Annotated in this window: 11 protein-coding genes; 6 read left to right on the forward strand and 5 right to left on the reverse strand. The window is 66.8% G+C overall.

All coding sequences use genetic code 11. From position 1 onward, the window contains the following. Nucleotides 1–69 precede the first annotated feature (69 nt). The gene (dinB, locus tag H7A86_RS17155; RefSeq protein WP_104583272.1) at nucleotides 70–1,149 is read right to left on the reverse strand and encodes a DNA polymerase IV; all 1,080 of its coding nucleotides are present in this window, start codon (nucleotides 1,147–1,149) and stop codon (nucleotides 70–72) included. 341 nt (nucleotides 1,150–1,490) lie between these two features. Between dinB and fabA the strand changes: the two genes are divergently transcribed. Both fabA and fabB read left to right on the forward strand, forming a co-directional pair. Continuing rightward, nucleotides 1,491–2,006: a 3-hydroxyacyl-[acyl-carrier-protein] dehydratase FabA gene (gene fabA / locus H7A86_RS17160; RefSeq protein ID WP_104649437.1), complete on the forward strand. Its 516-nt coding sequence runs from the start codon at nucleotides 1,491–1,493 to the stop codon at nucleotides 2,004–2,006. Beyond that, nucleotides 2,006–3,214, forward strand: a complete 1,209-nt coding sequence (gene fabB, locus H7A86_RS17165; protein ID WP_104649373.1) for a beta-ketoacyl-ACP synthase I — start codon at nucleotides 2,006–2,008, stop codon at nucleotides 3,212–3,214. The genes fabA and fabB overlap by 1 nt, the downstream gene beginning before the upstream one ends. Before the next feature lie 98 nt (nucleotides 3,215–3,312). Here the strand turns inward: fabB and H7A86_RS17170 are convergent, their stop codons facing one another. Further along, nucleotides 3,313–5,337: a M3 family metallopeptidase gene (locus H7A86_RS17170; protein ID WP_119131775.1), complete on the reverse strand. Its 2,025-nt coding sequence runs from the start codon at nucleotides 5,335–5,337 to the stop codon at nucleotides 3,313–3,315. A gap of 99 nt (nucleotides 5,338–5,436) precedes the next feature. Then, nucleotides 5,437–6,540 (reverse strand): PLP-dependent cysteine synthase family protein, encoded by a 1,104-nt coding sequence (locus H7A86_RS17175; protein ID WP_119131774.1) that lies wholly within the window; start codon nucleotides 6,538–6,540, stop codon nucleotides 5,437–5,439. Nucleotides 6,541–6,672: 132 nt separating this feature from the next. On the opposite strand from H7A86_RS17175, the gene H7A86_RS17180 reads away from it, so the two are divergent. The 4 genes from H7A86_RS17180 to gloA all read left to right on the forward strand — a co-directional run bounded on the left by H7A86_RS17180 (nucleotide 6,673) and on the right by gloA (nucleotide 11,018). Beyond that, nucleotides 6,673–7,074 (forward strand): CopL family metal-binding regulatory protein, encoded by a 402-nt coding sequence (locus H7A86_RS17180; RefSeq protein WP_119131773.1) that lies wholly within the window; start codon nucleotides 6,673–6,675, stop codon nucleotides 7,072–7,074. 80 nt (nucleotides 7,075–7,154) lie between these two features. Then, nucleotides 7,155–8,963, forward strand: coding sequence for a copper resistance system multicopper oxidase (locus H7A86_RS17185; RefSeq protein ID WP_180708171.1), 1,809 nt, complete (start codon nucleotides 7,155–7,157; stop codon nucleotides 8,961–8,963). Between the two features lie 218 nt (nucleotides 8,964–9,181). Next, nucleotides 9,182–10,276, forward strand: coding sequence for a copper resistance protein B (locus H7A86_RS17190; RefSeq protein ID WP_232099123.1), 1,095 nt, complete (start codon nucleotides 9,182–9,184; stop codon nucleotides 10,274–10,276). A 217-nt stretch (nucleotides 10,277–10,493) separates the two neighbouring features. Next, on the forward strand, nucleotides 10,494–11,018 hold the full coding sequence (gene gloA / locus H7A86_RS17195) for a lactoylglutathione lyase (RefSeq protein WP_104583264.1): 525 nt from the start codon (nucleotides 10,494–10,496) through the stop codon (nucleotides 11,016–11,018). Between the two features lie 482 nt (nucleotides 11,019–11,500). Here gloA and H7A86_RS17200 read toward each other — a convergent pair whose 3' ends face one another. Together H7A86_RS17200 and glmS are read right to left on the reverse strand one after the other, a co-directional pair. Beyond that, nucleotides 11,501–11,974, reverse strand: coding sequence for a hypothetical protein (locus tag H7A86_RS17200; RefSeq protein ID WP_104649366.1), 474 nt, complete (start codon nucleotides 11,972–11,974; stop codon nucleotides 11,501–11,503). Nucleotides 11,975–12,319: 345 nt separating this feature from the next. Beyond that, the gene (gene glmS, locus H7A86_RS17205; RefSeq protein ID WP_119131770.1) at nucleotides 12,320–14,149 is read right to left on the reverse strand and encodes a glutamine--fructose-6-phosphate transaminase (isomerizing); all 1,830 of its coding nucleotides are present in this window, start codon (nucleotides 14,147–14,149) and stop codon (nucleotides 12,320–12,322) included. Between the last annotated feature and the right edge of the window lie 87 nt (nucleotides 14,150–14,236).

Here is a 14,236-nt window from a genome sequence, read left to right on the forward strand (position 1 = left end):
GCGCGTGGCTGCCGTCATCGCTGCACGCTGCACGCCACGCCCGCAGCAACGCGGGTACGGCACGCGCACTCACTGTGCCTGCGGCATCTCGCCGAACAACTCGCCTTGTACCGCGCCCGCTTCTGCGTCGCTGAAACCACTCAAGCCCACACCGACCAGGCGATAGCGTGTGTCGTCGGGCAACTCCACGCGCCGGGTCAGCGCCAGCGCGATCTCCGCCAATGCCTCCAGCGAGGCCGGTGGCTGATCCGGCGTGTAGGAACGGGTCAGGATGCGAAAGTTGGAGGTCTTCAACTTGAGCACCACGGTGCGCCCGATACGCTCGGTGCGGCGCGTGGCCAGCCAGGTCTTCTCGGCCAGGCGCAGGATGTGCGGATCCAGTGCCTCCAATGCGATGTCCTCGCTGAAGGTATCTTCCGAGGACACCGACTGCACCTCCTGATCCGGCTCGACCGGGCGTTCGTCGATGCCGCGCGCGCGCCGGTACAGGCTCTGCCCGAAGCTGCCGAAATGGGCCTGCAGTTCTTCCAGGGGGCGCAGCCGCAGATCGGCCACGGTGACGATGCCCAACGCCGCCAGCTTGCCATCCATCACCTTGCCCACGCCGGGAATGCGGTTGACCGGCAGCGGCAGCAGGAACGCATCCACGCGACTGGGCGCGATGACGAACTGCCCATCGGGCTTGCGCCAGTCCGAGGCGATCTTGGCCAGGAACTTGTTCGGTGCGATGCCGGCCGATGCGGTGAGCCGGGTTTCCTCGCGGATCTGGGTGCGGATCAGCTGCGCGATTTCGGTGGCCAGCTGCATGCCGGTCTTGGCCTGCGTGACGTCCAGATAGGCTTCGTCCAGGGACAGCGGCTCGACCAGGTCGGTGTGGCGATGAAAGATCTCGCGCACCTGCCGCGACACCGCCTTGTAGCGCGCGAAATCCGGCGGCACGAACACCGCATCTGGACACAGGCGCTCGGCACGCAGCGCCGGCATGGCCGAACGAATGCCATAGGTGCGCGCTTCGTACGAGGCCGCGCACACCACCGAGCGCGCACCGCGCCAGGCCACCACCACCGGCTTGCCGCGCAGCGATGGGTCGTCACGTTGCTCCACGGACGCGTAGAACGCATCCATGTCCACGTGCACGATCTTGCGCATCAAGCTGGCATCTCTCCGAAAGCGTACCGGCAATGATAAATCAGCCGCGTCTCACGCCTTGCGCCGGGTCAGGGCGGCAGCCCGGGCACGAACGGACGCAAGCGTCGGCAGGACGCGCAGCTGCGTCTTTTTCCCAGCGTCCCGCCCCGAGTACGCACGCCTGACCGCGCTTGGCCGGAGGCCGTCGCCTGCGCTCGCTAGTGTCGGCACAACGCGCTTGCCGCACTGCGCGCGCGGCTGAAAACAGCACGCATGCGTACGGATAAAACGTTTGATTGAACCGCGCGCCCTCATGCACCCTTGCCCGCCTCGCCTTTCGCTTCTTGCAGGAAACGTTCGTCATGACTCGTCAAAGTGCGTACTCGCGCGACCAGCTGCTGGCCAGCGCGCGCGGGGAATTGTTCGGGCCCGACAGTGCCCGCCTGCCCAACGATCCGATGCTGATGTTCGACCGCATCACCGAGATCAGCGACAGCGGCGGCGCGCACGGCAAGGGCGTGATCCGCGCCGAACTCGACGTGCGCCCGGACCTGTGGTTCTTCGGCTGCCATTTCATCGACGACCCGGTGATGCCCGGCTGCCTGGGCCTGGACGCGATGTGGCAGCTGACCGGCTTCTTCCTCACCTGGATCGGCGCCGCAGGCCGCGGCCGCGCGCTGGGCTGCGGCGAGGTCAAGTTCACCGGCCAGGTGTTGCCCAGCGCCAAACTGGTCAGTTACGAAATCGATGTCAGCCGCGTGATCAACCGCAAGCTGGTGATGGCGCAGAGCGATGCACGCATGTTGGTGGACGGGCGCGAAATCTACACGGCCAACGACCTGCGCGTGGGCATGTTCACCTCAACGGAGAATTTCTGATGCGTCGTGTCGTCGTCACCGGAATGGGCATCACGTCCTGTCTGGGCAATGATCTGGACACCGTTTCCAGCGCCTTGCGCGAGAGCCGCTCGGGCATCACCGCATTGCCCGATCATGCCGAGGCCGGCCTGCGCAGCCAGGTGGGCGGCGCGGTGGCGCTGGATCTGGACAGCCTGATCGACCGCAAGCTCAAACGCTTCATGGGCGATGCCTCGGCCTACGCCTATCTGGCCATGCGCGATGCGATCGCCGATGCCGGACTGGATGCCGAGCAGGTCAGCGACCTGCGCACCGGCCTGATTGCCGGCTCCGGTGGCGGGTCCAGCCAGTGGCAGGTGGAAACCGCCGATCTGCTGCGCAACCGCGGCGTGCGCAAGGTCGGCCCGTACATGGTGCCGCGCACGATGTGCTCGTCGGTCTCGGCCTCGTTGGCAACCGCGTTCAAGATCCGCGGCCTGAGCTATTCGCTGTCGGCCGCCTGCGCGACCTCGGCGCATTGCATTGGTGCGGCGGCCGATCTGATCCGGCATGGCGCGCAGGATGTGATGTTCGCCGGCGGCGGCGAAGAACTGCACTGGACCATGAGCGTGATGTTCGATGCGATGGGCGCGTTGTCCACCGGCTTCAACGACCGCCCGGCGGTGGCCTCGCGCCCCTACGATGCGCAGCGCGATGGCTTCGTCATCGGCAGCGGCGGTGGCATGCTGGTGCTGGAGGACTACGACCACGCCATCGCGCGCGGCGCGCACATCCATGCCGAATTGCTCGGTTATGGCGTGACCTCCGATGGCGCCGACATGGTCGCGCCCAGCGGCGAAGGTGCGGTGCGCTGCATGCACATGGCCATGCACGGCCTGACGCAGCCGATCGACTACCTCAACACCCATGGCACCTCCACGCCACTGGGCGATGTCACCGAACTGGGCGCGGTGCGCGAGGTGTTCGGCGACAACGTGCCGCCCCTGTCCTCGACCAAGGCGCTGTCCGGCCATTCGCTGGGCGCCGCCAGCGTGCACGAGGCGATCTACAGCCTGCTGATGCTGCGTGACGGCTTCATGGCCGGCTCGGCGCATATCGACGAACTCGACCCGCGCGCCGAAGGCTTCCCGATCCTGCGGCAGACCCGTGACGCCACGTTGAATACGGTGATGTCCAACAGCTTCGGCTTCGGCGGCACCAACGCGGCGCTGGTGTTCGGCCGGGTGTAGTGGCACGGCGCAAGGCGCCGCGCGGAACCGGGATTTGGGGGGCGGTGTGCCGAGAGCGCGCGCTTGGCACTCCCCGCTCCCGATCCCCCAATCCCGGCTCAGCCGGCCATGCCGTTATGCCGCAACAGCGCATCGATGCTCGGCGCGCGCCCACGGAAGGCGCGGAAGTTGTCGGCCGCGCTGCGGCTGCCGCCACGCGACAACACTTCATGGCGAAAACGCGCGCCGGTGTCGGCCACCTGCTCGGGCGCTTCCTCGAAGGCAGCGTAGGCATCGGCGCTGAGCACTTCGGCCCACTTGTAGCTGTAGTAACCGGCCGCGTATCCGCCAGCGAAGATGTGGCTGAACTGGTGCGGGAAGCGATTCCATGCCGGCGGGCGGTTGACCGCCACCTCGTCGCGCACGCGCTCGATCAGCTGCAGCACGTTGTCCTGGGTCGGGTCGAAGCTGCTGTGCAGCTGCATGTCGAACAACGCAAATTCCAGCTGGCGCACGGTGAACATGCCGCTCTGGAAATTACGCGCGGCCAGCAGCCGATCGAACAGGTTGCGCGGCAGCGGCTCGCCGGTCTGCACGTGCGCGGTCATCGCCTGCACGCGCTCCCATTCCCAGCAGAAGTTCTCCATGAACTGGCTGGGCAGCTCAACCGCGTCCCATTCCACGCCGTTGATGCCGGCCACGCCCAATTCGCCGATGCGCGTGAGCAACTGATGCAAGCCGTGGCCCATTTCATGGAACAGCGTGGTGACTTCGCCATGCCGGAACGTGGCCGGGGCATCGCCACTGCCGCGGCCGAAGTTGCACACCAGATACACCAGCGGCGTCTGCACGCCATTGGCGGTGTCGCGGCGGTTGCGGCAATCGTCCATCCATGCGCCGCCCCGCTTGCCTTCGCGCGCGTACAGGTCCAGATAGAACTGGCCGACCAGCGCGCCCTGCGCATCTTCCAGGCGATAGAAGCGCACGTCCTCATGCCAGACCGGCGCACGATCGAGCTTGACGGTCAGGCCATACAGGCTGTGGATCACATCGAACAGGCCGGCCAGCACCTTCGGCTCGGTGAAGTACTGCTTCACCTCCTGCTCGGAGAAGCTGTAGCGCGCCTGCTTGAGTTTTTCGCTGGCGTAGGCCAGATCCCAGGCCTGCAGTTCGTCCAGGCCCAGCGCATCGCGTGCGAAGGCTTCGAGTTCGGCGCGATCGCGTTGCGCATACGGCTTGGCGCGCACCGCCAGATCGCGCAGGAAGCCCATCACTTCGTCCGGGCTTTGCGCCATCTTGGTGGCGACCGAATACTCCGCGTAACTGGCAAACCCGAGCAGCTGCGCCAGCTCGGCGCGCAGGGCCAGAATACGATCGATATTGGCGCTGTTGTCCAGCGCCGCATCGCCGAACTCGGAGGCGCGCTCGGCGTTGGCGCGATACAGCCGCGCGCGCAGTTCGCGATTGTCCGCATCGGTCTGCACCGGCAGGTAGCACGGCATCTGCAAGGTGAGCTTCCAGCCCGGCACGCCGTCCTTTTCGGCAGCCGCGCGTGCCGCGGCGACCACTTCGGCGGGCAGGCCGGACAGCTCGCTTTCGTCTTCGCTCACGTACGACCATGCATCGGTGGCATCGAGCACGTTCTGCGAAAACTTGGCGGCCAGCGCGGACAGTTCTTCCTGGACCTGCGCAAACCGGGCCTTGGACGCGTCATCCAGCTCGGCACCGCCGAGGCGGAAATCGCGCAGCGCGTTTTCCAGCACCTTGCGCCGCGCGGCGTCGTAGTGCGCCGCTTCCGGCGCGTCGGCCAGCGCCTTGTACTGCGCGTACAGCGCCAGGTTCTGCGCCAGCGCACTGCCGAAGCGGCTGAGCTTGGGCAGGTTGCTGTTGTAGGCCTCGCGCAGCTCCGGCGTGTTGACCACCGCCTGCAGATGGCCGACCTGGCCCCAGGCGCGCCACAGCCGCTCGGTGGCATCGTCCAGCGGCACCACGAAGCTGTCCCAGCTGACCGGGCTGACCTGCTCGGCCGCTTTCACTGCGGCCTCGGCGTCGGCCAGCAGTTGATCGATCGCCGGGCCCACGTGCTCGGGGCGGATCGCATCGAAGGACGGCAGTCCGGACAGGTCGAGCAGCGGGTTGGTCATGGGGCGCTCCGGCAGTGGACTGGATCAGGAATCAGGATGAGGTGCTGGCAGAGGTTGCGATACGCAACGGTTTTGCCGGCGGCGTGCAGGATATGGCGGTCATTCCAGCGCTGCACAAGGCAGCGCCGGCAAGTCGCCGCCGTTGACGGCGATGGCAATGGCCGCATCGCTGTCGGTGACGTCGATCTCGCGCGCCGCGTACCAGGCCGGGTCGTAGTAGCTGTGCGCGTAGCGCTCGCCGGCATCGCACAGGATGGTGACGATGGAGCCGCTGCGGCCGGCCTGGCGCATGCGCTGGGCGGCCTGCAGCACGCCGACGAAGTTGGTGCCGGTGGAACCACCGACGCGGCGGCCGAGCGTGGCGCTGACATGGCGCATCGCCGCCAGGCTCAGGGCGTCGGGCACCTTGATCATCATGTCCACGCAGCTGGCGATGAAGCTGGACTCCACCCGCGGGCGGCCGATGCCTTCGATGCGCGAGCCGCCGGTGATGGCCAGCTCCTTGGGGCACTGCCCGTCCACCGCGCGGCAATAACCGTCGAAGAACACCGACACTTCCGGGTCGGCGCACAGGATGCGGGTGGCATGGCGCCGATAGCGCACATAGCGGCCCAGCGTGGCGCTGGTACCGCCGGTGCCGGGGCTGCAGACGATCCAGTCGGGAATCGGATGCGGCTCCTCGGCCAGTTGCTTGAAGATCGATTCGGCGATGTTGTTGTTGGCGCGCCAGTCGGTGGCGCGCTCGGCGTAGGTGAACTGGTCCATGAAATGGCCGCCGGTCTCGCGTGCGAGCTGGTGCGAGGCACTGTCCAGATCGTAGGCACGCTCGACCAGGTGGCAGCGGCCGCCCTGGAACTGGATCGCGGCGATCTTTTCCGGCGAGGTCGACGCCGGCATCACCGCGATGAAGGGCACACCCAGCAGCCGCGCGAAATAGGCCTCGGAGATGGCGGTCGAGCCACTGGACGCCTCGATCACCGGCCGCCCCGCACGCAGCCAGCCGTTGGTCAGCGCATACAAAAACAGCGAGCGCGCCAGCCGGTGCTTGAGGCTGCCGGTCGGGTGGCTGGACTCGTCCTTGAAATACAGGTCGATGCCCGGAAAGCCCGGCAGGTCCATCGGAATCAGATGGGTGTCGGCCGAACGGTTGAAATCGGCCTCGATCTTCTGGATGGCGGCGGCCACCCACTGGCGCTGCGACATGGCAGGACTGTGCGGCGAAGGAAGCGCCAATTCTACCGCTGCATGGCGCGCGGCCACGGCGGGCGGGTCATCGGGCGGACAGCTGGGCGCCGGTGCTATGCTGGCCGCACCTGTCCGCCGCCCTGACTGCCCGTGCTGCGTTGCCTGCTCCGCCTGCTGCTGTGCCTGTGCCTGGTTGCCAATACGGCCACCGGCGCCTGGGCGTCGGTGGGCATGGCGCTGCCGGCCATGGCCTCGGCTGGGGCGGGGTCGTCCCCCGCGATGGCGCACGCGTCGATGCCAACCGCGCTGCCGTGCCATGAGGACACGCAGCCACTCGCTGCGGCGCATACCCCGGACCAGGCCAGGCACGCGCACGCGGCCGACTGCTGCAAGCTGGGCAGCTGCGATTGCTTGCAGCACTGCAGCCTCGCCCTGCTGACCCTGCCTGCGGTGCCCGCCGGCCTGCCTGGCCGCCCCACGCTGCCTGCCACCCTGGCCGAGGGACGCGGCAGCCCGGTGCCCGAGCAACCGGTTCGACCTCCCATCGCCTGAGCGCTGACGGCCTTGGCCGTCCTCGGTCCCGCGCGCGTGTTGCGTGGGTTTCCCAGCGATGCATGCGCCCGCCTTCAGTGGTGGGCCGCAGTGGAGATGTCATGTCTTTCGATCCAACTTCTTTCGATCCACCCTCCAATGGGGGCCTGAGCCGACGCCGCTTCGTGCAAGGCCTTGCCCTGGGCGGCATTGCCGCCACTGGCGGGCTGTGGCGCGGCGCTGCACGTGCCGCCCCCCCGGCGACGCCCGAGTTGCGTGGCAGTAGCCAATCGCTGCAGATCGGCCGCATGCCGGTCAACCTCACCGGGCGCACGCGCAGCGCCATCACCGTCAACCAGAGCCTGCCGGCGCCCACGCTGCGCTGGCGCGAGGGCGACACGGTCAGCGTGCGCGTGCGCAATGCGCTGGCCGACCAACCCACCTCGGTGCACTGGCACGGCCTGTTGCTGCCGGCCAACATGGATGGCGTGCCGGGAATGAGTTTCGACGGCATCGCGCCGGGCCAGGAATACGACTACCGCTTCGCGCTGCGCCAGTCCGGCACTTACTGGTATCACAGCCATTCGATGTTTCAGGAGCAGGCTGGCTTGTATGGCGCGATCGTCATCGACCCGCTAACGCCGCCGCCGTATCGGCACGACCGCGAGCATGTGGTGCTGCTCTCGGACTGGACCGACCTGGACCCGGCCGCGCTGTTCCGGCGGCTCAAGCAGATGCCCAGCCACGACAACTACGCGCAGCGCACGGTGGGCGATTTCCTGCGCGATGCGCGCGACGACGGCTTGCGCGCGACACTGGCCGATCACGGCATGTGGGGGCGCATGCGCATGACCCCGACCGACCTTTCCGACGTCAACGCCAACACCTATACCTACCTGCTCAATGGCGTCTCCCCGGCCGGCAACTGGACCGGGGTGTTCAGACCCGGCGAGAAGGTGCTGCTGCGTTTCATCAACGGCTCGTCGATGACCTATTTCGACATCCGCATCCCCGGCCTGCGCATGACCGTGGTGGCCGCCGACGGCCAGTACGTGCATCCGGTCAGCGTGGACGAGCTGCGCATCGCGGCGGCCGAAACCTTCGACGTGCTGGTCGAACCGATCGGCCAGGATGCGTTTACGTTGTTCGCGCAGGACATGGGCCGCACCGGTTTCGCCTGCGGCACGCTGGCGGTGCGGCATGGGTTGCAGGCGCCGATTCCTGCGCTGGACCCGCGCGCGATCTTGACCATGCAGGACATGGGGCACGGCGATGGCATGCACCATGCGGTACCGCCGATGCACGGCGCCGCCGGGATGCAGGCCGCGCATGCGGGGCATTCCATGCACACGCATGACGCTGCCCCGGCGGATGCGCACGACAAGACGCCACGCCACCCTGCCAGCGAAGATGGCAATCCCTTGATCGACATGCACAGCAATGCCACCGCGCCGCGCCTGGACGACCCCGGCGTTGGCCTGCGCGACAACGGCCGCCGGGTGCTGTGCTACGCCGACCTGCACAGCCTGTTCGAGGATCCGGACGGCCGTGAGCCCGGGCGCGAGATCGAACTGCATCTGACCGGGCATATGGAGAAATTCGCCTGGTCGTTCGACGGCATCGCTTTCGCCTCGGCAGAGCCCTTGCGGCTGCAGTACGGCGAGCGGCTGCGCATCGTGCTGGTCAACGACACCATGATGCAGCACCCCATCCACCTGCACGGCATGTGGAGCGATCTGGAAGACGCCGACGGCAACTTCCAGGTGCGCAAGCACACCATCGACATGCCGCCCGGCACGCGCCGCAGCTATCGCGTCCGCGCCGATGCGCTGGGCCGCTGGGCCTACCATTGCCATCTGCTGTACCACATGGAAGCGGGCATGATGCGCGAAGTGCGGGTGGAGGCATGAGCGCACTGCATACGCAACACGTGGCGCTGCTCGCACTACTGCTGAGCGCATCGGCTGCTGCACAGGAGCATCAGCATGCAGCGATGGCGTCATCCGCGCATGCCGATGACGCGCATGCATTGCAGATGGCTGAGCAGGCGACGGCTTCCCAGCCGCAGACGTCCATCGCGACAGAGACATCGCCGTCATCCGCGCAGGTGAGCGCAGATGCAATGCAGATGGATCATGCGCATCTGCACCACGCGCAGCACTCCAGCACCACATCGGCATCGGCATCGACAAACGCTGCTGACGGCACGCCTGCGCAACGCGCGGTACACGCCGACGTTTCGGCAGTGCCGACATCGACGCACCACGCCGGCATGCAGCACGCCGATGTCCAGCATGCCGCACACCAGACCTCTGCCGATCCACATCTGGACCTCACCCTGCAATCACAGGTAGACAGCGACCACGACGCGATGAATCACGCGTCCATGGAGCATGCGTCGATGCAACATGGACAGCCGCAGCACGGGGCGATGGATCACGCCGCGATGGAACACGCGCCGCATCCCCAAGCAACCACGCAAACACCGGCATCACCCACCGCCAGCGCAGTGCCACGCATGCCGATCCCCGAGCCCACGGCCGAGGAAACCGCTGCGGCATTCGCACCCCTGCAGCACCATGCGATGCACGCGCCAGGCATCAATCACTACGTCCTGCTCGATCGGCTGGAAGCCTTCGACACCACGCGTGGCAGTGGCCAGGACTGGGAAGCACGCGCCTGGATCGGTGGCGATATCGACCGGCTCTGGTTGCGCAGCGAAGGCGAGCGGCAGGACGGGCGCACGCAGGCCGCATCGGTGGAGGCGTTCTATGGCCACGCCATCTCGCCATGGTGGGATCTGCTGGTCGGTGCACGCCAGGACCTCGGGGCGGGCGAGCATCGCAGCTGGGCCGCCTTCGGCGTGCAGGGACTGGCACCCTACAAGTTCGAGACCGAAGCCACGCTCTACGTCGGCAGTGGCAGCCGCGCAGCCTTGCGGCTGGAGGGCGAGTACGAGGTGCTGCTCACCAACCGGCTGATCCTGCAACCGCGCGTGGAAGCCAGCATCGCCCTCACCGATGATGACCGGCGCGGCGTCGACAGCGGCCTGGAGCAGGTCGAGGTCGGCCTGCGGCTGCGCTACGAAATCACCCGCCGCTTCGCGCCCTATATCGGCTGGGTGCACAGCCGCAGTTTCGGTGACACCGCCCGCCGCGCTGCGATCGACGATGAGCCTGCACGCGACAGCCGGTTCGTCGCTGGCGTGCGCATCTGGTTCTGAGACAGCCGGTGTGCGCATGGGCCTGGCCATTGGGATTCCAATGCAGGCCCATGCCACGCGCTTGACCAGCGCAAGTCGTGCTGTTGCGCGCGATCGATCGGAGCGCGACGCCAGATCACCGATGCGCACCCTGCAGACATACCGACAACCCCTGCCCCGCTACCATCGGTACCCAGCGCAGCCCGACCTGCCACCACATTCCACCGAGGAGACCACAATGCCCTTGACCGACCTGCAACACGTCCCCGGCGCCAGCGCCGCACCTGCCGACACCGCCGGCTTCGTGTTCAACCACACCATGCTGCGCATCAAGGATGCGCAGCGTTCGCTGGATTTCTACACGCGCGTACTGGGCTTCCGCCTGCTGGATGCGCGCCATTTTGCCGATGCGCAGTTCAGCCTGTACTTCCTGGCCCTGCTGCCCGACGGCACCGCGATCCCCGACGACGATGCCGCGCGTCGGCTGTGGATGGCCGGCATCCCCGGCGTGCTCGAACTCACCCACAACCACGGCACCGAAACCCAGGACGGCCCGGTCTACCACGACGGCAACAGCGACCCACGCGGCTTCGGCCATATCTGCATCTCGGTACCGGACATCCACGCCGCCTGCGCGCGTTTCGACAGCCTCAACGTGCCGTACCAGAAACGCCTGGAAGACGGCCGCATGAAGCACCTGGCCTTCATCAAGGACCCGGACGGCTACTGGGTGGAGATCATTTCCAACACGCCGCTGGCGTAACGCATAACACCGCATGGCAAGGTGCCCGGAGTTCCCGGGCACCGACTATTTCAAGCATTACGCTACCGGCACTTGCCACCAAACGCCGCGCGCGAACAGGCTGCGCCAGCGGAGACCACCGCCCACGCATTGTGTCCGCGCGCCATGCACCCAGATGCGGGTGCCATCGTGCGCCACGACGCCTGTCGGGAGCTTGCCAGCCATCGCGGCGGCGCTCAGCACCGAGGCCGCCACCGCAATAAACGCTTTCATGGATTCCTTCCCCTGGAAACAGCGTCGCATTGCGTGTCCCCCACGCAATGCGACATGGCACTGTCAGATCGCGCGGACAGCGATCAACCGCACAGTGCTTTGGTCCATCAGACAACGGTCCGCAGTCGGCTAGAACGCTCAGTTGCGGGCTGAGTGTGAGCGCATCGTGCGCACTTGGCAGTCGGGGCGGTCCCCACATCTGTCGGGACCGCCCCGGAAGTGACGCTTAGCTACGCATGCAGCAGTCCGCCGTGACTGCGCTGCCACTGGCGCGGCGGGCGCAATGCGGCAAGTGTGCGGACCAGTTCGCGGTAGGTTCCGGCCAACTGTGCAAACAGGCCTGCATCGCTGTAGCGCGTGTCGGCCACTTCGAAATATGCGCCGCGGCCCAGTTCGATGAAGTAGTCGACGCTGAGCCGGCGGCGCTGCGCGATCCCGGGAAACAGGCCTGCAATCAGCAGGCATTGATCTCCGATGTCGCGCAATGCATCCGCCCGCAGACTGCCGGTCTGGTCCTGCGCGTGCAGCCAGGCCAGCGCCTGGGTGCGCGAGACCAGCTGCGCATCGCGCTGCAGGCGCAGCAGCACGAACACCAGATAGTGCTCGCGCGATTCGTCCAGCGGATGTGCGATCCGCTGCCCGGCCTCACGTACCAACGCCTGCCACAACTCGGCCGGCGCGCCCTGTTTGAAAGACTCGTGCATACGTCCTCCTGCGTGATGGGACCCTCGCAGCAAGCGTATGCATAACCTGGGCCATCGCGTTGGCAGCCGGACCGGTCGTCTGCCAATCTTCATCACTTCCGCATCGATCGCGCCCTGAACCCGGTGGCACGACCCGGTGACCCCTCCACCTGTGGGTCATGGCGACGCAAGCCGCCGCACCCGTCACCCGATGCCAGGGCGCAACCAAGGGGAGGCTGGCCAGATGCGGCGGGCAGTCGTCTGCAGGTGCGGTGGAGAACCACCATGCACGTGGGTGGATGCCGTAGCTGGCAGCGACTGCGCTCGCGTTGCACCGAGCGCAGCCCTTCGATCAGCTGTGCCTACCTACTCCACCGTCACCGACTTGGCCAGGTTACGCGGCTTGTCCACATCGGTGCCGCGCGCCAGTGCGGTGTGATACGCCAGCAGCTGCACCGGAATGGTGTGGATCACCGGCGACAGCACGCCGGCGTGGCGCGGGGTACGGATCACGTGCACGCCTTCGGACTCGCTGAAGTGGCTGTCCTGGTCGGCGAACACGAACAGCTCGCCGCCGCGTGCACGCACCTCCTGCATGTTGGACTTGACCTTCTCCAGCAGGCGGTCATTGGGTGCGATCACCACCACCGGCATCGCCGCGTCCACCAGCGCCAGCGGGCCGTGCTTCAACTCGCCGGCCGGATACGCTTCGGCGTGGATATAGGAGATTTCCTTGAGCTTGAGCGCGCCTTCCAGCGCGATCGGGTAATGCAGGCCGCGGCCGAGAAACAGTGCGTTTTCCTTGACCGAGAAACGCTCGGCCCAGGCCATGATCTGCGGCTCCAGATTCAGCGCGTGCTGCACGCTGCCGGGCAGAAAGCGCAGTTGCTCCAAATAGTCCGCCTCTTCGGCTTCGCCGATGCGTCCGTGCAACTTGCCCAGCACCATGGTCAGCTGGAACAGCACCGCCAGCTGGGTGGTGAACGCCTTGGTCGAGGCCACGCCGATCTCGGCACCGGCACGCGTGTAGCAGACCAGTTCGCTGGCGCGCGGGATGGCGCTTTCGGGCACGTTGCAGATCGACAGCGTGTGCAGATGCCCCAGCGATTTGGCGTATTTCAGCGCCTCCATCGTGTCCAGCGTTTCACCGGATTGGGAGATGGTGACGATCAGATGTTTCGGGTTGGCGTAGGCGGCGCGATAGCGGTACTCGCTGGCGATCTCCACGCTGCACGGCAGCCCGGCGATCGCCTCGATCCAGTAGCGCGCGGTCATGCCGGCGTAATAGCTGGTGCCGCAGGCCAGGATCTGCACGCCTTCGATGTCGCGCAACACCGCTTCGGCATTCGGGCCGAACAGGGACGCAGGGAAGCCCTTGGCATCGATCGCCGCTTCGATGGTATCGGCCAGCGCACGCGGCTGCTCGTGGATTTCCTTCTGCATGAAATGGCGGAACGGGCCCAGTTCCAGCGATGCCAGCGACACATCCGACAGATGCAGCGGGCGCTCGACCGGCGCGTCGTTGCCATCGAAGATGCGCACGCCATCGCGGCGCAACTCGGCGGTGTCGCCCTCTTCCAGGAAGATCACCTGGCGGGTGGCCTGCACGATGGCCGAGACATCGGAGGCGACAAAGTTCTCGCCCTCGCCCACACCGATCAGCAACGGGCAACCCATGCGCGCGCAGACAAAGCGCTCCGGCTCGGCCTGGCTCATCACCGCCAGCGCATAGGCACCGGTGAGTTCCTTGACGGTGCGTTGCAGCGCGGTCAACAGGTCGCCTGCACTGCCCAGATGGTGATGGATCAGATGCGCGATGACCTCGGTATCGGTCTGCGACTCGAAGGTGTAGCCGAGTGCGCGCAGCTTCTCGCGCTGCTGCTCGTGGTTTTCGATGATGCCGTTGTGCACCAGTGCCACGCCCGCACTGATGTGCGGGTGCGCATTGGCCTCGGTGACGCCGCCATGGGTGGCCCAGCGGGTGTGGCCGATGCCCAGCGTCGCGCCGAACTGCTCGGCCTGCGCCGCCTGCGCCATCTCCGCCACGCGCCCGGTGCGGCGCACGCGACGTATCTGCGCTCCATCGAGCACGGCGATGCCGGAGGAATCGTAGCCACGGTATTCCAGACGCTTGAGTCCCTCGATCAGGACCGGGACCACATCGCGCCCGGCGATCGCTCCGACAATGCCGCACATAGGACAACCCTTGAGGTACTTGAGGAATAAGCCAGGCATTTTAGCGTGTCCGCTCTTGTCCGCTGCATGACCATGCCCGGACAACCT

The sequence above is a fragment of the Xanthomonas euroxanthea genome (assembly GCF_903989455.1).
Taxonomy (GTDB): domain Bacteria; phylum Pseudomonadota; class Gammaproteobacteria; order Xanthomonadales; family Xanthomonadaceae; genus Xanthomonas; species Xanthomonas euroxanthea.